This window comes from Streptomyces sp. NPDC002676, from assembly GCF_053592455.1.
Window position 1 is genome coordinate 1 of sequence record NZ_JBSFVT010000046.1, and the last position, 17,935, is coordinate 17,935.

Here is a 17,935-nt window from a genome sequence, read left to right on the forward strand (position 1 = left end):
GCCAACTTCGCCCGGACTCGGTTCACTTCATGTGCGTCCACACTCCCACCATGCTCCTGAACAGGCCCGGCAGGAAGACCTAACGGAGTCCTACTAAGGGCTGTCCCGTAAAAGATCGTCGGGGGCGGTGGGCTGTCCCGTGACCGCTCGGGCTACGTCAAGAATCGCCAGTCGGTTGTCCTCCACGTCCCGCAGGCTCAGCCGTTACACGGTCCAGTTGAGGTCCGCCAGACGCGGGTGCCGCGTCATGCCTCGGGCAGGGCGAACTGAGCGCGGAGGAGCCGCTCAGCACCCACAGCTTCTAGCCAGGGCCGAGGACGGAGCCTTCGCCGTGGCCCACGGCCTTGGAGGGCGACACCCGGAACCGATGACCACGTGACCTGGGACGACGCGTTCGCCGACAGATCCCGTGAAGGTGACTGAGCCTACGCGAGTTCCTTCCGCATCAACGTGCAGATCGTTTCGTAGCGGCGCAACGACCCATCAGGGGCTTGCTCGTCCCACGAGTCCGGCTGACGGTCGTACGCGACGTATCCCAGTCGTTCGTATAGTGCACGTGCCCGGGGGTTGTTTTCCTCCACAGCCAGCTCAGCCTGCCGCAGACCGCGGTTCCTGATCCGCAGTTCTGCGGCTTCGACAAGGAACGTGCCGATCCCACACGATTGCAATGCGGGGTGGACCGCCAGTTGCCACAACGTGCCGACACCGTCCTTGACCTGATAGTCGACGCCACCCTTCGCCACAGGGATGTTGGTTGCGGGGCAGACCGCAAGGTAGTCGACCTCACCGATCCGGGCACGTTCCAACTGCTTGACGACGCCAGCCAGGTGATGGTCAGACCCTGCCCACCCGCACGACGCCAAGTCCGCATGCAGCAAGTCACGGGCTGACAGCTTCAACACAACGTTGGTCATCTTCAGTACCTCCGGCGAGCCAGCTTCCACGCTGATCACATGGGACGCAAAGCCGTTTCCTCGGCCTGCACTCCTTGCTCACCGGTCACCGCGAATGGCCGGCAGCTGAGATGATCTTGCTGTGGCTGGTGTGATTACGGCGTCGGAGCCGTCCTGGATAGCCCCGTTCAGCGGACTGAGCCCGCGACAGTTCGGCAAGCTGGTCACGGCGTTACGACAAGAGGGCGCAGACCCCGTTCGCAAGGGCCGACCGTGGGGCCTGCCGCTGGAGGACCGAGTCCTGCTGGTCGCCGCGTATTGGCGCACTAGCCTCACGCTACGGCAGCTGGCACCGCTGTTCGGGGTATCGAAGTCGGCTGCCGATCGCATCATCGACCACCTTGGGCCCTCGCTCGCGCTCCAGCAGCGCAAACGGTTCCGCAAGGACACCGTGCTGATCGTGGACGGCACCCTGGTGCCCACTCGCGATCACACCATCGCCGAGCAGTCGAAAAACTACCGGTACTCCACCAACCACCAGGTCGTCATCGACGCCGACGCCCGCCTGGTCGTCGCCGTCGGCAAGCCGGTGCCCGGCAACCGCAACGACTGCAAGGCATGGGAACTGTCGGGGGCGAAAGCCGCCGTCGGTACGACCACCGTCATCGCGGACGGCGGCTACCGCGGCACCGGCCTGGTCATCCCACACCGCCGAGAGAAAGGCCAGAGCGAACTACCCGCCTGGAAGGAGGAACACAACGCCTCTCACCGCAAGGTCCGCGCCCGCGTCGAGCACGTCTTCGCCCGCATGAAGACCTGGAAGATCCTTCGCGACTGCCGCCTCAAAGGCGACGGCGTCCACCACGCCATGCTCGGCATCGCCCGCCTGCACAATCGGGAGTGTAAATCTAACGGCGGATCCGACGATCACGGGAGAGAAGTCGAGTGACTGACACCGCCGTGGAGTTGGAGACCGTGGAGCCTGACGAGAGTGCCCAGGTGGGGCAGCCTGCGCCCGTGTCCGATGAGCAACTGGTCGCGATGCTGGTGGAGCGGGCCCGGTCGGAGGGGCTGCAGCTGACCGGGCAGGGTGGGCTGCTGCAGCAGTTGACCAAGCGGGTCTTGGAATCTGCCCTGGAGGGCGAGATCACCGATCACCTCGGTTATGAGAAGCATGATCCGGCAGGGAAGAACAACGGCAACAGCCGCAACGGCACCCGGGCCAAGACCGTGCTGACCGATGTCGGGCCGGTGGAAGTGAAGGTGCCGCGTGACACTGCCGGCAGCTTCGAGCCGCAGATCGTCAAGAAGCGGCAGCGGCGCCTCACAGGCGTCGACGAGATGGTGCTGTCGTTGTCCGCGAAGGGCCTTACCCACGGGGAGATATCGGCTCATCTCGCCGAGGTGTACGGCGCCGAGGTGTCCAAGCAGACCGTCTCCACCATCACCGACCAAGTGATGGAGGGCATGGCCGAGTGGCAGAACCGGCCGCTCGACCGCGTCTATCCGGTCCTGTTCGTGGACGCCATCAACGTCAAGATCAGGGACGGGCAGGTCGCGAACCGTCCGGTCTACGTCGTGATGGCGGTGACCGTGGACGGCACCCGCGACATCCTCGGCATCTGGGCCGGCGACGGCGGCGAGGGCGCCAAGTACTGGCTGCACGTGTTCACCGAGCTGAAGAACCACGGCCTGGACGACGTGCTGATGCTGGTCTGTGACGGACTCAAGGGCCTTCCCGAGGCCGTGGAGACCGTCTGGCCTCGCACGATTGTTCAAACGTGTGTGGTTCACCTGCTGCGGAACTCGTTCCGTTACGCCGCCCGTCAGGACTGGGACAAAGTCGCCAAGGCACTCAAGCCCGTCTACACCGCGCCCAACGAGGACGCGGCCACGGAGCGGTTCCTGGAGTTCCAGGAAGCGTGGGGCCGGAAGTATCCGGCGATCGTGAAGCTGTGGTCGGACGCCTGGGCCGAGTTCGTGCCGTTCCTCTCCTTCGACGTCGAGATACGCAAGGTCATCTGCAGCACGAACGCGATCGAAAGCGTCAACGCCCGCATCCGCAAGGCCGTCCGCGCCCGCGGCCACTTCCCCAACGAGGCCGCCGCCCTCAAGTGCATCTACATGGCACTGATGAGCCTGGACCCGACCGGGAAGGGCCGCAAGAGGTGGACCATGCGCTGGAAAGCACCCCTGAACGCGTTCCAGATCGCCTTCGAGGGCCGCCTGACCCCGAGCAACAACTGACCACTCAACAACCAAGATCAGCCGTTAAATTGACACACCCCACGCCGAAGCCCCGCCAGGTACCACCTGACGGGGCTTCAAATTTACATAAGCGTACTACCGTGCAGGCTTAGCGCCTGGGTCGAATCTGTACTGGTGGGCCTTACGCCAGCCGAGTTAGCCGCCCTGTCCTATGTTGCAGGAATGGTCGCAACCGTGATTTGCCCATCCATCAGGCACTCGATGAGAACGGAAGCACCAATCGGGTAAATCCAGAAGTGCGGCCCTACATCAAGGATCTCGCGCGCATGACGTATGGCAACATCCGCAGGCAGAGTGACAGTCGGCAGTGCGAGATTCCCCCAGAAGATGGCGACGGTCATCCCACGTTCCGCGTAAGCAGACAGCAGTTGCGATGCCATCCGCGCCCATCCCTCTTCATCATCCCACCAAAGACGGTCCTCGTATGAAGCGGAATCCCAGTCAAGAGCCGCACTGAAGGTCGACGGAAATCTGTTAAGGCTCATCGCCTCCAATTCCCGACTCTCGGCCCATCGTAGCTTCACAACTTGGCGACCATCGTCATCTTCGGGATCGTTCATGAAGCCCGGCAGATAGTCTGGGCGACTTGCGTATCCATTGTTCTCGGTCATTTTTGGAGCACCTTCAACCAGGGGGCTACGGTATCGGACGGCCACCTGATGGCATATTTCCGGACGGCTGCGCCCTTACCCGTCATCACGTTGATATGTGCACCCTTCACCGGGTCAACGTCCAAGCGAAACTCTCTGTACTCGCCGCCACTCTTTTCGGTAAACCCAGTCACTTTTCCAAAGGTTTCAACTGCGCTCTCCAGTCGCCCTCTGAGGGTTTGTCGTGTACCGGTATCAAGTGTTCCCACGATGTCTAGCCCACTGTTTCTAGCCGCCTCGAACGAGTCCCTGTCAAGCGTAACTTCGCTTCTCGGATTCTCCGGGTCGCATGAACAGGTCGTCGAGTGCCCCTCAATGGAGCCATGGCAGTTGTGAACGAGTACCGGTGTGACCCCAGCGAGTACATAGTACGTGTGGAGTTGCTGGACGGTGAGGTTGTACATGTCCGCAGCGCCAGTGCGGGTGCGGACGGTGAGGATGCGGGCGTGGTGGTTGGTGGCGGTTTCCAGGTTGTGGCCGGGCTTGAGGTGGCCGGCGCGCATCCAGGAGTGGAAGGTGTCGTCCCAGAATGGGTGCTTTGAGGTGGTATGGAGGACGTCAGTGTGGCGGCGGCCGGTTTGGATGGTGACGTCGACCAGGTCGTGGTCGTGGTTAATCCTGCGCGGCACCGTGCTCGACGCTGATGCCGCCCGCTTGGTCGTCGGGCGACTGGTCACCCTGGTCGTCAACGAACCGGTGACCAAGGTCCGCGAGTCCGCGCTGAACTCGATAAGCGAGGCGTTCGACCGCCACAGCCTGCCCCTGGAGGTCGTCGAACCGTTGACCGCCACCATGCCGACCATGGCGCGCGAGCACCTCGAACACGCCCTCTACATCCTCGGCGCGACGCACTCCGCGCAGGCACGGCCGTTGATCGAGCCCTTCCTACGTCACCCCGACCCGGCGGTGCGCGAAGAGGCCCGACTCGCAGCAGCCCAGATCACCGCCGGTCTTGAGGGGCCTTGAGGAAATTCAGTCCGTGTAGCAGGACCCAGCGGGCAGGATGGTGGGATGGCTGATCTGCTGTGGGACGACCAGGTCGCGTGGCTGCTCGATCCCGCCGATGGGGGCTGCCTGCCCGATGTGTTCGTTGAGAACACGACGGCGGCGGACTGGCAGGCCGTGCTCGACCTGATCAAGGAACAGGGCTGGACCTTCGAGTTCGCCGAGGGCAACGCAGTGCTGCCGCTGCCCCGCGCCGAGGCCGTGCTGTCCCGCCCGGCCGACGCCGAGTGCCCGAGCCTGAGTGTGTGGCCTGATCCCGAGGTCTGCGCGATCTTCCGGTTCCTCGGCGACGAGCAGATCGGCTTCGACGTCGACCTCCGGGAACTTCAGGGGCAGGAGCGGCTGGACGTCCTGTGCGGGTTCCTGACCGCCATCGGCCGTCGCCTGGGCAAGTCGGTGCCGCTGTTCCCCGAAGGCGGCGGCACGCAGCCACTGCTCGGGTTTGACGTCGCCGCCGACCGAGTCAGAGTGATGTGGACACCACCGGAAGAGTGAGGCGAGCCTTCCCGCTACCGTCGGTCTGCTTTTGATGGCCAGGGCCGCGTCGTTCAGGTGATGTGTCCTGGTTGATCACATGATGCCGAGGGTGATCAGTGGACGGTTGCCGTCGCGGGTGTGGTGGCGGAGTCCAGCGGCGATGTTCGTCTGGTTGGCGAGTCGGAGAGCGCCGATGGCCAGGTTGCGCAGGGATGCCATGGCACGTCGAGCGGTGCCGGTGCGTACGCGGGAGGCGTCCTCGGCGTACGTGGTGTCCCTGACGTGGTGGATCTTGTTCTCGATGCCCCAGTGGCCGCGGACGCGGCGGGCGATTTCGGTTGCGTCGGCCTGCTCCGCGGTCAGGTCGGTCACCCCGTAGATGCGTTCCAGGGTGACCTTGCCGGTGGTGACGATCCGTCGGCGGCGCACGATCTGGACGGCCTGCACCGCGTGTGGGAACGCGATCCCGGCGACGGCGGCGGCCTTGATCCGGCGGATCTCGTCGCGGCCGTGCGCGGTGGCCCGCGTCTTGTCCAGGAGTGGCACTTCCCGCCATGGCAGGGCCTTCAGCCACTGGTGCAGGGTGGGCTGATTGCCCTTGATCAGCGCGATGTAGTGGGCGTGCTTGTCCTCGACGAGGAAGCGCGCGTGGGCGGTCTGCGAGTGGAGGGCGTCGAAGGTGACCACCGTGCCGTGCAGGTTGAGCGGGGCAAGCAGGGGCTGGAAGACGGTGATCTCGTTGGTCGTGGCGTCCACCTCGCGCTGGGCGGTGACCAGGCCGGTCCCCGTCATCGCGGCGAGCAGATGGACCTGGGTGCCGTCGGTGCGGCGGGCACCGCGCACGGTCTTGCCGTCCACGGCGAGGGAGGGCAGGGGCCGCCGGTCGCTGTCGTTCTCCTCCTGGCCGGCGGCGCGTTCGCGCCCGGCGAGCCAACTTCCGACGGCTGTATCCAGCGCGTCGCCGTCGATGCGTTGGAGGACACGACGCACGGTGGCCTCGGCCGGGGCGACGGGGCCGCGGTCCGGCTCCCGGCATGGGCCACCGAGCCGGGCCAGGACGTTGGGCGGGGCGTCGGCGGCCCACTCCGCGATCGCGGCCAGGGACTTCGCTCCGGCCAGGACCGCGCACGCGGCCAGGGAGAGGACGAAGGCGAGCGGGTGGCGTCGGCCCTGGTCCCGGCGGGGATCGGGCACCTGAGCCAGGCAGGTCAGCAGGCCGGGGAGGTCATCGGGGACGGTCGGCGCGGTGTCGGCGAGTTGGCCCAGAGGGCGCGGGATGAGCGAGGATGAGCAGGCAGGCACGGTCTTCCGTCGTGGTGATCAGGGACTCGACACCTCATGATCACCGGAAGTCGTGCCTGCCTCCGCGTCAGCCCCCGCCGACCACCCCGCAGTCCTGCCCCAGCTCCTGAAGCCCCATCAACCCGGATGCACCGCCGGAACGACGCCGCCCTGCCCGCGTACCCCGTCGGTCACCGTCATCGTGGCGCCGACGGGGTACGCCCGTCACCCGCGAGCGGAGTGCGACTTCAGCGGATGCGGTGCTTCCGCCAGAAGGGGCCGAGGTCCCTGTGCGTCATCGACTGTGCGGCCTTCTTGAAGTCGACGGTGGTGGAGACGCCGTACCAGTGGTCGTGGGCGTACTTCTTGATGAGGCGCGCCATGGTGCCGGCCCCGAGGACGTGCTCCAGGTCGGCCAGGACGCAGGGGCCGATCCCGTACACGACCTGGAAGTACTCGCCACGGTGTGTAGACCAGTAGGCCATCGAGTTGGTGAGCGCGGCGGTGGCGCTCGGCCAGGAGTCGTCCGGCGAGCACTCGAACCCGTCCCAGCGGTAGTAGCGCGCGTTGGCGTACTGAGCGAAACTCTCGTCCAGCCAGGGTGAGTTGTACTCGTCGTTGCCCACGATGCCGTACCACCACTGGTGGGCGATCTCGTGGACGGTGGCGCCGCCCTCCTCCTCGGTGCCGAGGATGACCAGGCCGGGGTACTCCATGCCGCCGGCGAACCCGGGGGTCATCACGAGGTCTATCTCGCCGTACGGATAGCGGCCGAACTCCCTGCCGAACCGGTCGATGGCGGCGACGCCGTCCTTGCGGTTGAGGCGGACACCGGCGGCGGGCGTGTTCGGCGACCAGTACGACTTCACGCGCACGCCGTCGGGCGAGGTCTGGGTCGCGGTGCGGAACGGGCCCGCCGCCCATGCGAAGTCCCGCACCCGCTTGGCGACGCTGTGTGTGACCGTACGCCCGGTACCGCCGGGGCGGGTCCATGTGCTGCCGGTCGCCGGGACCTTGAGGGCGGACGGGTGGTCCAGGCGCACCCGGAAGTCGCTCGCCAGGGTGTAGAAGCTCTCGCCGTACGACACATACGGATCGAGGTGCCACCCCCTCGCGTCGTGCACGGCGAGGACCGGCAGCGCGTTGCCCAGGAAGCGGAACGCGCCTTCGCGGCCGAAGCGGTTGTTGCGTGCGGGCACGGTGAGGGCCACGTCGAAGGAGACGGCCGTCCGCTCGCCGCGTGCGAGCGGCCTCGGCAGAGCGATGCGCAGCGCCGTGCACTTCACGCCCGGGCGGCCCGGAGTGCCGCCGCGCACGTGGGAGACGCGGACGGGGGACGGTCTTCCCGATGTCCCGCAGCCGTCCTCGCCATTGCCCCACAGGCGTATATACACCTCACGCAGGGGCCGGCTGGAGGCGTTGCGGAAGGACACCGTCTGCCGGCCCGCCCAGTGGGAGCCGTCGGCGTCGGCGCGCAGCTTCACGTCGTAGCTGGGGCGGTCGGGCGTAGCGGGTTCGGCCACCGCCCTCACCGCGGCGCCGGGCACCGGGCCGGACGGCGTGCCGGCCTCGGCCACGGTGGAGCCCGCTGTCGCGAGCAGCGCGAGCAGGGCGACCAGCAGACGGCGACCGGTTCTTGAGGGGCCCGTGGGCGACGAAGGCAACGAAGGCAACGAAGGCATGGCAGACGACATGACAGATGACATGCCAGCGGATCTTGTCACAGGGTTCCCCACGGCCGACACAGGCCCGCGCGAAGAGGGGAGGTCGGCTCCGCTTGGGCGGCGAAAATGCCAGGGTACGCAGGGGATGTTCGCTGTACGTTGGCGCACGTCGATGGTCACGCGGATGTGCCGGCGTCTGGCACGGGCCCGGGCCGCCGACCGGCACTGAATGCTCCCGACGCCTCCAGCAGGAGCCACCCGCGCTCCGCCAGGTGCCGGGCTTTCGACCGCAGACCCTCGACCTTCGCCGGCGTCGCCCCAAGGCCCAGCTCCACCGCAATCTCTTTGGCCCGAAGCGGCCCGTGACCCATGGATCGCTGCTGTTCCAGCACGCCCAGAATCCGCTCATAGTCCGGCGCCAGAACCGTCACCGGCAGCCCTTCCCGCCAGGGCGGCGCCGTCGAGCCCGGCACCGGAGCGAGCGACGGCGCCGTTTTCTCCTCCGCCTCGGTCGTGGTCACGGCAGTGGACTCGGCCGCGGAGACTGCCAGGGTGTGCGCCCACCCGTCGCTGACACCGGCGTCCGCGCTGGCGGGCGATCGCTGGATCCCACCTGGTGCCCCTGGTCCGTACGGGCGCCAGGTTCAAGAATGGCATCCGCGTCGAACATACCGAAACACCGGCTGCGTGAGGCTGTGGGGCTGGGGAGGCAGAAGAACCGTGGCGATCTGTTTCGAGCTCGTGGTGAACTTCGGCGACGACGCCGAGGCCGCACAGGCTGCCGCCCGCATCGACCCCGAGCCATGGGTGCTTCGCGCGGGCGCCCACCGCATCCCTCTCTACCGGCCGATGCTGGCGAAGGTGGGCTCATACATCGAGCTCTCGATCCTGCCCATGGCCGTCAGTTGGGGTTGTGGCCTGGACGGCAGCCTCCCCAGATTCCAGCTCACCGCAGCAGAGCTGACCGAACTGGGACACCAACTCTATGAACTGCTCGCGCAGTTCCACGGATATGTCGCCGCGAAGGTCGGCTGGGATCCGGAATCACTCCTAGACCCTGCTGAGCTCAGGTGCGAGTGGTCTGACGAACTGAACGACGGCAGCATCCACGGGCTCGTGCTCTGCGAAAAGCTGCATGCGGAACTCGACCCGAGCGCCGACTACGAAGTGTTCCAGACCGGATACCGATGGATGCCGTATCGCGGGGAGGAACCGAGCAACCTCACGGCCGACTAACGCAGCAAGCCCTACCCAGGCCAGCTCATCCATGCATATTGACAATTACTCCGGGCAGGATGCGCCAGCGGTCATCGAGGTGAGTGCGGCTCGCCTCTTTGAGGAAGTCGCTGATCAGTGTGAGGTGGGTGTAGTCGCTGGTTCCTTCGACCAGGAGGTTCTGGGCGATGTCGTAGCCGAAGAGCGAGTCGTCGGTGACGGAGAGGACTTCGGAGCGGCGCCGGACCTTGCCCTCCACCTTCGGCAGGGCGCGGGTGCCCGCGCGCCAGAACGTGGCGTCGGTCCGCTTCACGCCGTCCAGGTCCCTGCCAGCCAGGACCCGGCCCATCCCGCGCACGAGGGAGTCGGCGGACTCCTCCATCTGCTTGTCGAACTTCGTCTGCGTCATGGTCGTGCCCCTTCGGAGTGCTTTCGGGGCACCTCACACCCGGAAGCGGACACCGACCGTAGAAGCGTTGGCCTGTGGATAGATTCCGGCGATTCCACTGGCTCACGGAATCGAGCGCATGAACGAATAACCGTCGCGGCTTCAGCTGCTCCGCTTCGCCCGCCGGGTGGTGGTTCAGCAGGCGACGGCAGCCCTCCAGATCGACGGTTGGATCGCGAGGAACGGCGTAAGGCGGAGCGGCGCCGGGGGATGAAGATGCGGACGGCCCCACCGGACTGGCTAATTAATCCAGTACGGTCTCAACCGCACCAACGTGGACGCGGTACGCACCGGTGAGTTCGGGGCAGCGGCCAAGAGCAGCCGGTGCCCGCCCTGCGACCCGGCAGCAGGCCCTCGATGCCCTGCGCCAGCAGGTACCGCCGTGCATTCCCTGCCGGCCCGACACGGCTCTCGGCATCCTGGACTAGGAGCCCTGGCAAAGCAGTTGAGGGTGAGGCCGGGGCGTGGCGCGCACTGGGCGCGACGCCCCGGCGTTGCAGGAGGGCCCAGGTAGCCGACTGACTCCCGGGGTTGGAAAGCACCGGCCCGACGCGAAGCAGAGGCCACAACCGCCGCGTGAGAGGGTAGGCCGACTATGGATCTGAGGGGGAACAGACTGGTGCGCGCACATCATGTCGCGGTGGCCGCGGCCATCACGGCGATCCTTGCCACCTCGGCTTGTTCTGCTGGCTCGTCGGCACGCCCGCCGTCCACCTCGGTGCCCCTGCGGGATCGGCTGCGTGATGGCCTGCTGACTCAGGCCCAGCTTCCGCATGGCTTCAAGCTGATGACGGGAAAGATCGACTCGACAACGACCGGCGCCCCGCACACCCCCTCCACCGTTCCGATCGCGTCGATGCCGTGTTCCCAACTCACCGTCGAGTCCTTCATGACGGCTCATGCCCGCCCGGGCGAGGACGTGGCGGTCGCAGTGGAGCAGGAGCCCGTCGGTGACGACTACGGCTGGTTCGGCCAGGAGTCCCTCGACCGGTACGCACCCGGCCAGGCGGCCGCGGTCATGGCCGCCGTTCGCGGCGTCACGCAGCGCTGCACCGCCTACACCGACGCGCTCGACGACGGCACCCGCACGCAGAACACCGTGTCCGTGAGGGGTGCCGATGTAAGGGCGGACGACAGCCTGGTGCTCCGGATCGCGTCGACCTTGTCCGGTGATACGGACCCGTACATCACTGAGACGGGGTTCGTCCGCGAGGGGAACGTGATCCTGATGGTGCAGAAAATGTCCGCGAAGAAGCCGCAGTCCGGTGTGGAGACCGTCCTCTCACCAGCGGTTGCGGCGTACCGCGCGGCCACAGCGGGCTGACGTACCCGTATCTGCGGACAACCTACTGATCGCAGTCGTCGGCTTTGGCTTACTGCCCCTAACAAAGCCGTTGGACGTGGCGGTGGGTGATCAGGCAGATGGCGAGTCCGAGGAACGCTTCGTGGATGTCGTCGCGTCGTTCCCAGCGGATGCGCAGGCGGCGGAAGCCGTGGAGCCAGGCGATCGTGCGCTCGACGACGTAGCGGAAAATGCCCAGGCCGGTGCCGTGGGGCTCGCCTCGCTTCGCGATCACGGGTCGGATCCCGCGTGCCAGAGCAGGCGGCGGTACTTGTCGTGGTCGTAGCCGCGGTCGGCCAGCAGCGCGTCGGGGCGCCGGCGTGGTCTGCCGACCCGGCCCGCGATCGCCGGGATCTTGTCGAGCAGGGGCAGGAGTTGGGTGACGTCGTTGCGGTTGCCGCCGGTCAGCGATACCGCGAGTGGGATGCCCTGCCCGTCGACGATGAGGTGGAGCTTGCTGCCCGGACGTGCTCGATCGACCGGGCTGGGACCGCTTTTGGGCCTCGCCGGGCAGCCCTGACATGGGAGGAGTCGATCAACGCCCGGGACCAGTCCAACTTGTCCTTCGACCGCAGCTTCTCCAGCAGCAGCACGTGCACCTGCTCCCATACGCCAGCCTCGTTCCAGGCCGCCAGGCGCCGCCAGCAGGTCATACCCGAACCGAAGCCCAGCTCCTGGGGCAGGTACTCCCACTGGATGCCGGTGTGCAGGACGAAGAGGATCCCGCACAGCGCCTGCCGGTCCAGCACTCGAGGTCTGCCCTCGACCAGCTTCGGCGCCGGCTCGGACAGCAACGGCTTGATGAGCGACCACAGTTCATCCGACACGATCCATGGCCGGGACTGACGTTTCCCCACGACCAGACCAACGAGCGGACAAGCCAACAGTCACATGATCAACGGCTTTTGTTAGAACCAGTTACTGCCGCTCGGTGGCGGGCTAGCGGGCCTGGTCAACATCCCACGCATGTGTCGCCTCGCGGCTCGGTATCCTTGGCGTGTGTGGGACGGCAGGTATCCGGTGCTGCCGCTGTCGGTCGGTCAGCCGGCTCTCCTGCCTGCGGGGGAAGGCGGGCGGGTGCTGTCGGCGGTCGCCTGGCGCTGGAACTGGCGCGTGCTGGATGCTGAGCAGGGGCTGGTCTGGTACGCCGGCGACCCCCTGCGCGGCCCTGCCCTGGCCGCGCCGCCGGGCGGGGCCGTTCTCCTATGGGCGCGACCCGTGCGGATGTTCGGGCGTCGGATGCAGCGCCTGGCCGACGGGCCGCCACCCTCGGCGCCCTGACCGGCTCTCCATCTCATACCGTGTCGGGGTGGCTTTCCGTGGTGGGCGGGGGCCTTGGCGGATGGCGGGTCGGTCTCGGGTGAGTCGGCGTGCGGTCCTGACCGGTGCGGCACAATCGCGGTCAACTGGGTGGGCAACGGTGGGGGTGGGAACGTGGGGCTTTTTGGCTCGCGAAGCCGACGTAAGGGCATACCGAACGAGCCGGCGCTGCTGGCTGCGGCTGCTGAGAATCCGGGTGGCAGCGTCGCCGAGATCGACCCGACGTATATCGACGACCCGAACGGCTACGTGCCTCCCGAGGCAATCCGCGGCGCGTGGTTGGTGGATAGCAGCGGGAAACTGACAGGTGAGTACCAGGAGAATCCTCGTCACGGGGTGCCACAGGACGACTTCAGCAAGCTCACTGATCCTGATCACTGGCTTGGCTGGCTCGGCGATGATCCCGCGACCGCCGTCCGGAAGGGCATCGAAGAGTCCTTGCGCGCCCAGGTGGCAGACGCAGTGGTCGAGTGGGTCAAAATCCTTGAAACGCCCCGGTTTCTCACGGGCGGGCGTCGGCATTCTGAGGACGAACAGGTCATGTTGGTCACCCGCGCGGCACTCGCCGCACCGTTTGCGTTGTCCGTGCGCACCACGCAGCACGGGCGTTCCATCCTCCTGGGGGTGTTCTCGTGGGCGGCGGTGAACCTCTCACCGCCCGGAGTCCGCAAGGATCGGCACTGGTTTGACCTGGGCGTCGGGCTGGACTGGGCCGGTGAACGGCTTCAAGAGCGGATCTACGAGATTGACGGTGAGGAAGGCACCGCCGAGCGGTAGAGCGGCAATGCCACCACGCCGTACCGGCGGTCAGAGCGGATACATGACGCCGAAGGCGCCGCAGGAGGGCCGAGGCGAGGTGGACGGATCCGGGCCGTCGGTGCCTGCCCCAGCTCAGCTGGCGGCGTTCATCAACCTGCGAGTCCTCAACCCCGAGCACGAGCACTGGCGGCGCGGGGTGGAGGCCGCCGTCATCTACGACCTGCTCCACGGCGACCTCAAGGTCCCGTTCACGTACCGCGTGCCCGCTGGCGGCGGCCAGGAGGCGGAGGCCGAGGGGTGGTCGGCCTCGCTCGCCAACTTTCCGCTGGGGCAGTGGATCGCCGACGCTGGCGGCTTCTACGCCCCCGGGGACATGGACGCCGACCGCATCGAGCAGCTGGAGAAGCAGAGCATGATCTGGTCGCACTACGACGTCGCGTGGGAAGAAGGACTCGCCGCCGCGCGCGGATGGGCCCAGGAGAACGGGCACCTCCTGGCCCCGCTGGACGCCACGACGTCGCCGGGCTCCATCGGCAGTTCGCCGCCGACCTCCAGGTGGAGCCGGACGAGGTGAGCGACGACGGCCACAGCCTGGTGCCCTCTCCCCCGGACAAACCCTGGCCGCGGCCAAACGCACCCGCGCCCACACTGACCACCCTTCACTGCCCGGGCCAGTACACCCTGCTGCGGGCACTCGCCCCCAAACGCGACGGGTACTGAGCGCGAGCGTATGGATGCGCGGCGAGTTGATCACGGGCCGCACAAGCGGACCAGCCCGACCCGCCCGGGCCCGAACCGCAGTCCGTGACGGCATCCGCACCCTCTTCAATAGCAGCCCGGACCAAACCGGCGAGGGGGCGATGCGATTGCGCCGCAAACCGACTCGCGGACTACAGACGGCAGATGACCGACGAACAGGCCGAGCGGTCCTTCGAACGCATCTACCGCGCCGACAGTTCCTGCTCCCGCGCCTGCGGCGCTGGGGCGGGTCTCGGCCCCTCCATCGTCCAGTCCCTGGTCACCGCCCACCACGGGCCGGGGGCACTGACCACCGGTCCAGGACAGGGGGTGACCTTCTGCATCTTGCTGCCGCCGGTCACGGATGCGCGTCCGACGTGAACCCGCCCAGCGGCACAGCATGTCGATGCCCAACAGACAGACCATGGCGGGGAGATACTGCCGGCCCGCATGTGGCGTCAGGTGAAATTGTGCGGCGCCCGCGATGCTCTGCTGGAAGAATGGTGGGCCACGGGCACGACGCTTGTCAGTTCGACCAGGCGTCACCGTCTCGCCCGCCCAGGGCGTCAAACATCGCGCGGCGCGGAGAACCAGGAGACGCCGATGACAGAGACTGCCGACTCGCCGAACCTCCACATGGCTGCGCCGTCGGTCTATCTCGATCTGTGGGTGTGGATCCGGCTAGCCTGCGCGGCGAGCGGAGCACCACGCGAGGCATCCGACACGGCCCTGCTCACCGCCGTTAGGGACGCTTCCGCGGCAGGTGTCGTGTTCCCGCTCTCGGCCACCCACTACATGGAGATCGGGAAGATCACCGACCCGCGCCAGCGGGCGGACGTAGCCCGGATTATGGCATCGGTCTCCCACTGTCGCACCATGCGTTCACGCCGTGTCCTGCTCCGGCACCAGATGCTGCACGCCATGCATGTGAGCTTCGGCCGACCGACGTTCCGGCCCAGCCCACCGCGAGTGCTCGGCATCGGGGCAGCATGGGCGCTCGTCGGCGAACGCGCCCCGCTGGTCCTCCGTGGTCCTCCGGTGACGTCAACATGGACACGGTCCCGGAGCTTCGGGACCTGCTGCGCAAGGCCAATCAGTGCGCCGAGTTCCAGCTGCTCGCGGGGCCGAGGGACGAGGAGATCGAAAACCTGCGACGGCTTGGATACCGGCCCGAAGCCGTACGCGACGCTGCCCGGAGCAGGCTCGAGTGGGAGGAGACGTATGCCGGGATGCTCGCAGACGATCCGATCAGTCGGCACGAACTGCGTGTTCGGGTCCAGGCACGCGAAATCCTGCACGAGCACTACGAACTACTCAAGGAGCTACTAGGCGAGTACCGCATCGACCTCCACCGGGAGATCGGACTCGACACGGCTCGCCCGAGATCTGGCCGACCCCGCATGGCTGCGTTCGCCGACCGGATGCCGTCGGTGCGCATTGCCGTGGACCTGAAAGCCGAGCTCTTCAGCAACCAGACCAAGACCTGGACGGTGAACGCCCTGTACGACATCGATGCGTTGGGCATCGCGGTGCCGTACTGCCACGTCGTCGTTCCGGACCGGGAGATGGCGAATCTGCTGTCACGGTCCAAGGGCGGTCCGCGCAACGGCACTCGCATCGTCACGCGACTGCGGGACCTGCCCGGCGAGCTGGCCGACCTCCAGGCCCAGATACGCACCGCCGACCGTGCCTCATGGGACCCCGACTGGATCGGTCCGCACGAAGACTTCTGCACCGACATGGAGGATCTGCGCGCTCTCGCACCGCGTAGCCCCTGCCGCGTGATCGGGGAAGCCGCGTTGAGCCCTCATGGTTCAGGAATCGTGGCGGGCCGCTCTGCACCCACCCCAACTCGACCATCATGCCCATCACCGAGCGGAGACTGATCGCAGGTCAGAAACCCGAGCGGCTCCTTCGGCGGGCTGCTATCGTCACCGCCATGATCTCCGGACCGCACTGACAGACCGTCGCCCGCCCACGCCGTATCCGGCCGGGCGGTACCGCGATCGGTCATGTCCTCGCGTTGCAACCGGAGTACTTCCATGTCACGCCCGTCCAAGGGCGGCGCGTCCTATCGCGCCGTTCTCGCACTCCCGCATGCCCGCAAGCTGTTCGCCGCCGCGATGCTCGCGCGGCTCTCCTACGGTCTATTGGGCCTGCCGCTGCTGCTCACACTGAAGCAGGCCACCCACTCCTACGCCGTCGCCGGCACGGCGAGCGGGCTGTTCGGCCTGGTCACGGCGCTGCTCGGTCCCGCCCGCGCCCGGCTCGTCGCGCGGCGGCGGCGCGCGCTGATGGTGCTGGCCGGCGCCTACGCGGGCCTGCTCGCCGCCATCGCCGTTGTCGGAGCGGCCGGGGCCGCGCCGTGGCTAGCCATCGCCCTGGCCACCGCCGCCGGGGCAGTCCCGCCACCGGTGGGACCGCTGATGCGCACCCTGTGGGGCCGGTTGGCGACCGACCCGGCCCAGCGGCAGCGCGCGCTCAGTCTGGACACCGTCTCGGAGTCGACGGTCTTCGCCCTCGGCCCGGCCGTCGGAGGTGTCCTGATCAGCGACACCTCGGCTCCGTCGGCACTGGCCTCCTGCGTCGCTCTGGTGCTCGTCGGCTTCGGCGCGCTCGGCGCCGCGCTGCGCCGGTCCGCCATCGAGCTGCGGCCGACCGCCGGAAACGCGACCGCGCGGTCACCCTGGGGCCCCCTGCGCGTACCGGGTTTCGCGGCCGTTCTGCTGGTCGTCCTCAGCTCCGGGTGCGCGCTCGCGGTGGAGGAGATCGCCGCCGTCGCCTCCTGGGGCGCGGGCGTCACCGGCTGGCTGCTGGCGCTCTGCTCCGTCGGCGGAGCTCTCGGCGGCCTGGCCTACGGGCGCCACGCGTGGCGACTCACGGCCGCGTCGCGACTGGCGCTGCTGGCCACCTCGGCCGCAGTCTGCCTCGCCCTGCCAGCGCTGATCACGGCCGCGCCGGTCGCGGCGTTCGCGCTGCTCAGCCTCGGGGTCTGCGCGGACACCCTGCTGATCACGTCCTTCCTGCTGGTGGACTCAACGGTTCCGACGGACGCGCAGTTGGAGGCGGGAACCTGGGTCAGCACCTCCTACAACCTGGGCCTCGCCGCCGGTTCGGCTTTCGCCGGGGCGCTGCTCGACCAGGCGGGCACAGGCGCGGTGTTCGCGCTCGCGGCGGGGACAGCAAGCGCCGGAGCGCTAGTGGCGGCGGTAGCGGCGCACGGCAGCGCCCCGGCCAGCGAGGCCGGAGAGGTCGCCGCGCCGTAACGAGGTCGGCATCAGTGCTCGGTTCCGTAGGCGCCCGAAGCCCCAGGCTGCGAAGTTAGTGATCAGCTGGCGAGGGTGTCGGTCGCGGGTCCGGTCTTGGGCAAGGCCACGAATTCAGCTGATCGCCAGGAGCTTCCAGTGCGGGCGTCATCGCTGGTGCGGGCGGTGAGAAGGCAACAGATCCCACGGGCACGATGACTGTCGACCAAGATTAGCCCGTTGCCCAACAGGATGCCGTTGCCCGCAATGTTCCTGCCGGAAGCGTGGGGATGCGGGTACGCCGCCGAGACGTGCGCAGCGGCACTCGACTGGTTTACCGACGCGGTTCCCAGCGAGCCGGTGGTGCTCTGCACCCAGACCGCCAACGACCGCGCGATGCGCCTCGCGGCGAAGCTGGGCTTCACCGAGGTGGAGCGGTTCGAGGAGTACGGCGCCGAGCAGTGGTTCGGCGTGTGGTCCTCGGTCACGCCGTCCGGTTGAGTGGCTTCGTTCACTGCAACCGGGTCTGGCTCATCTTCTGTGACGCGGCCACTCTCCGTTACGCCAATAGGACGCGTTTGCGAAGAAGTTGGAAGCCTGCCCGCCCGAACATCTGGCGCTTGAGCATCT

Annotated in this window: 20 protein-coding genes and 2 pseudogenes; 14 read left to right on the plus strand and 8 right to left on the minus strand. The window is 67.5% G+C overall.

The genetic code is table 11. From position 1 onward, the window contains the following. Nucleotides 1-425: 425 nt before the first annotated feature. A complete protein-coding gene (locus ACWD3E_RS42320; RefSeq protein WP_451392789.1) occupies nucleotides 426-914 on the minus strand; it encodes a GNAT family N-acetyltransferase in 489 nt (162 codons plus the stop codon). A gap of 121 nt (nucleotides 915-1,035) precedes the next feature. On the opposite strand from ACWD3E_RS42320, the gene ACWD3E_RS42325 reads away from it, so the two are divergent. Next, nucleotides 1,036-1,842 (plus strand): transposase, encoded by an 807-nt coding sequence (locus tag ACWD3E_RS42325; RefSeq protein WP_451392790.1) that lies wholly within the window; start codon nucleotides 1,036-1,038, stop codon nucleotides 1,840-1,842. Nucleotides 1,843-1,934: 92 nt separating this feature from the next. Beyond that, a complete protein-coding gene (locus ACWD3E_RS42330) occupies nucleotides 1,935-3,140 on the plus strand; it encodes an IS256 family transposase (protein WP_451392808.1) in 1,206 nt (401 codons plus the stop codon). Nucleotides 3,141-3,310: 170 nt separating this feature from the next. Here the strand turns inward: ACWD3E_RS42330 and ACWD3E_RS42335 are convergent, their stop codons facing one another. Next, the gene (locus ACWD3E_RS42335; RefSeq protein WP_451392791.1) at nucleotides 3,311-3,772 is read right to left on the minus strand and encodes a hypothetical protein; all 462 of its coding nucleotides are present in this window, start codon (nucleotides 3,770-3,772) and stop codon (nucleotides 3,311-3,313) included. Beyond that, nucleotides 3,769-4,440: a polymorphic toxin-type HINT domain-containing protein gene (locus ACWD3E_RS42340; RefSeq protein ID WP_451392792.1), complete on the minus strand. Its 672-nt coding sequence runs from the start codon at nucleotides 4,438-4,440 to the stop codon at nucleotides 3,769-3,771. Before ACWD3E_RS42340 ends, ACWD3E_RS42335 begins: the two co-directional genes overlap by 4 nt. A gap of 1 nt (nucleotide 4,441) precedes the next feature. Here ACWD3E_RS42340 and ACWD3E_RS42345 point away from each other — a divergent pair, with 1 nt between their 5' ends. Then, nucleotides 4,442-4,777 (plus strand): hypothetical protein, encoded by a 336-nt coding sequence (locus ACWD3E_RS42345; protein ID WP_451392793.1) that lies wholly within the window; start codon nucleotides 4,442-4,444, stop codon nucleotides 4,775-4,777. A 45-nt stretch (nucleotides 4,778-4,822) separates the two neighbouring features. Continuing rightward, nucleotides 4,823-5,311 (plus strand): hypothetical protein, encoded by a 489-nt coding sequence (locus ACWD3E_RS42350; protein ID WP_451392794.1) that lies wholly within the window; start codon nucleotides 4,823-4,825, stop codon nucleotides 5,309-5,311. A 75-nt stretch (nucleotides 5,312-5,386) separates the two neighbouring features. Here the strand turns inward: ACWD3E_RS42350 and ACWD3E_RS42355 are convergent, their stop codons facing one another. From ACWD3E_RS42355 to ACWD3E_RS42365, 3 genes are all read right to left on the minus strand, one after another. Further along, entirely contained in the window at nucleotides 5,387-6,595 is a 1,209-nt protein-coding gene (locus ACWD3E_RS42355) for an ISAs1 family transposase (protein ID WP_451392795.1), read from the minus strand. 227 nt (nucleotides 6,596-6,822) lie between these two features. Then, nucleotides 6,823-8,256, minus strand: coding sequence for a M1 family metallopeptidase (locus ACWD3E_RS42360; RefSeq protein WP_451392796.1), 1,434 nt, complete (start codon nucleotides 8,254-8,256; stop codon nucleotides 6,823-6,825). Between the two features lie 158 nt (nucleotides 8,257-8,414). Then, nucleotides 8,415-8,759 carry a hypothetical protein gene (locus tag ACWD3E_RS42365; protein WP_451392797.1) on the minus strand — a complete coding sequence of 115 codons (345 nt, stop codon included), beginning with the start codon at nucleotides 8,757-8,759 and terminating at the stop codon, nucleotides 8,415-8,417. Nucleotides 8,760-8,958: 199 nt separating this feature from the next. Between ACWD3E_RS42365 and ACWD3E_RS42370 the strand changes: the two genes are divergently transcribed. Beyond that, nucleotides 8,959-9,474: a hypothetical protein gene (locus tag ACWD3E_RS42370; protein ID WP_451392798.1), complete on the plus strand. Its 516-nt coding sequence runs from the start codon at nucleotides 8,959-8,961 to the stop codon at nucleotides 9,472-9,474. A gap of 25 nt (nucleotides 9,475-9,499) precedes the next feature. On the opposite strand, the gene ACWD3E_RS42375 is transcribed toward ACWD3E_RS42370, so the two are convergent. Beyond that, nucleotides 9,500-9,862, minus strand: coding sequence for a hypothetical protein (locus ACWD3E_RS42375; protein ID WP_451392799.1), 363 nt, complete (start codon nucleotides 9,860-9,862; stop codon nucleotides 9,500-9,502). Between the two features lie 332 nt (nucleotides 9,863-10,194). Between ACWD3E_RS42375 and ACWD3E_RS42380 the strand changes: the two genes are divergently transcribed. Next, nucleotides 10,195-10,329, plus strand: coding sequence for a DUF6233 domain-containing protein (locus tag ACWD3E_RS42380; protein ID WP_451392800.1), 135 nt, complete (start codon nucleotides 10,195-10,197; stop codon nucleotides 10,327-10,329). A 191-nt stretch (nucleotides 10,330-10,520) separates the two neighbouring features. Beyond that, a complete protein-coding gene (locus tag ACWD3E_RS42385; protein ID WP_451392801.1) occupies nucleotides 10,521-11,225 on the plus strand; it encodes a hypothetical protein in 705 nt (234 codons plus the stop codon). A 58-nt stretch (nucleotides 11,226-11,283) separates the two neighbouring features. Here ACWD3E_RS42385 and ACWD3E_RS42390 read toward each other — a convergent pair. Continuing rightward, a pseudogene (locus tag ACWD3E_RS42390) lies at nucleotides 11,284-12,100 on the minus strand (IS5 family transposase). Between the two features lie 142 nt (nucleotides 12,101-12,242). Here ACWD3E_RS42390 and ACWD3E_RS42395 point away from each other — a divergent pair. The 7 genes and pseudogenes from ACWD3E_RS42395 to ACWD3E_RS42425 all read left to right on the plus strand — a co-directional run. Further along, on the plus strand, nucleotides 12,243-12,524 hold the full coding sequence (locus ACWD3E_RS42395) for a hypothetical protein (protein WP_451392802.1): 282 nt from the start codon (nucleotides 12,243-12,245) through the stop codon (nucleotides 12,522-12,524). A 153-nt stretch (nucleotides 12,525-12,677) separates the two neighbouring features. After that, nucleotides 12,678-13,340: a hypothetical protein gene (locus ACWD3E_RS42400; protein ID WP_451392803.1), complete on the plus strand. Its 663-nt coding sequence runs from the start codon at nucleotides 12,678-12,680 to the stop codon at nucleotides 13,338-13,340. A 100-nt stretch (nucleotides 13,341-13,440) separates the two neighbouring features. Beyond that, complete coding sequence (locus ACWD3E_RS42405) at nucleotides 13,441-13,896, plus strand: helicase associated domain-containing protein (protein WP_451392804.1); 456 nt, start codon at nucleotides 13,441-13,443, stop codon at nucleotides 13,894-13,896. A 230-nt stretch (nucleotides 13,897-14,126) separates the two neighbouring features. After that, entirely contained in the window at nucleotides 14,127-14,441 is a 315-nt protein-coding gene (locus tag ACWD3E_RS42410; RefSeq protein ID WP_451392805.1) for an ATP-binding protein, read from the plus strand. 848 nt (nucleotides 14,442-15,289) lie between these two features. After that, on the plus strand, nucleotides 15,290-15,946 hold the full coding sequence (locus ACWD3E_RS42415) for a hypothetical protein (protein ID WP_451392806.1): 657 nt from the start codon (nucleotides 15,290-15,292) through the stop codon (nucleotides 15,944-15,946). 156 nt (nucleotides 15,947-16,102) lie between these two features. Beyond that, on the plus strand, nucleotides 16,103-17,326 hold the full coding sequence (locus ACWD3E_RS42420; RefSeq protein WP_451392807.1) for an MFS transporter: 1,224 nt from the start codon (nucleotides 16,103-16,105) through the stop codon (nucleotides 17,324-17,326). A 237-nt stretch (nucleotides 17,327-17,563) separates the two neighbouring features. Then, nucleotides 17,564-17,806, plus strand: a pseudogene (locus ACWD3E_RS42425) (GNAT family N-acetyltransferase); the annotation flags it as partial. Nucleotides 17,807-17,935: the final 129 nt, after the last annotated feature.

Coding starts and splice junctions, on each gene's coding strand:
- ACWD3E_RS42320 (WP_451392789.1), bottom strand. CDS start 914: ATGACCAACGTTGTGTTGAAGCTGTCAGCCCGTGACTTGCTGCATGCG.
- ACWD3E_RS42330 (WP_451392808.1), top strand. CDS start 1,935: ATGCTGGTGGAGCGGGCCCGGTCGGAGGGGCTGCAGCTGACCGGGCAG.
- ACWD3E_RS42335 (WP_451392791.1), bottom strand. CDS start 3,772: ATGACCGAGAACAATGGATACGCAAGTCGCCCAGACTATCTGCCGGGC.
- ACWD3E_RS42350 (WP_451392794.1), top strand. CDS start 4,823: ATGGCTGATCTGCTGTGGGACGACCAGGTCGCGTGGCTGCTCGATCCC.
- ACWD3E_RS42360 (WP_451392796.1), bottom strand. CDS start 8,256: ATGCCTTCGTTGCCTTCGTTGCCTTCGTCGCCCACGGGCCCCTCAAGA.
- ACWD3E_RS42375 (WP_451392799.1), bottom strand. CDS start 9,862: ATGACGCAGACGAAGTTCGACAAGCAGATGGAGGAGTCCGCCGACTCC.
- ACWD3E_RS42415 (WP_451392806.1), top strand. CDS start 15,290: ATGCTCGCAGACGATCCGATCAGTCGGCACGAACTGCGTGTTCGGGTC.
- ACWD3E_RS42420 (WP_451392807.1), top strand. CDS start 16,103: ATGTCACGCCCGTCCAAGGGCGGCGCGTCCTATCGCGCCGTTCTCGCA.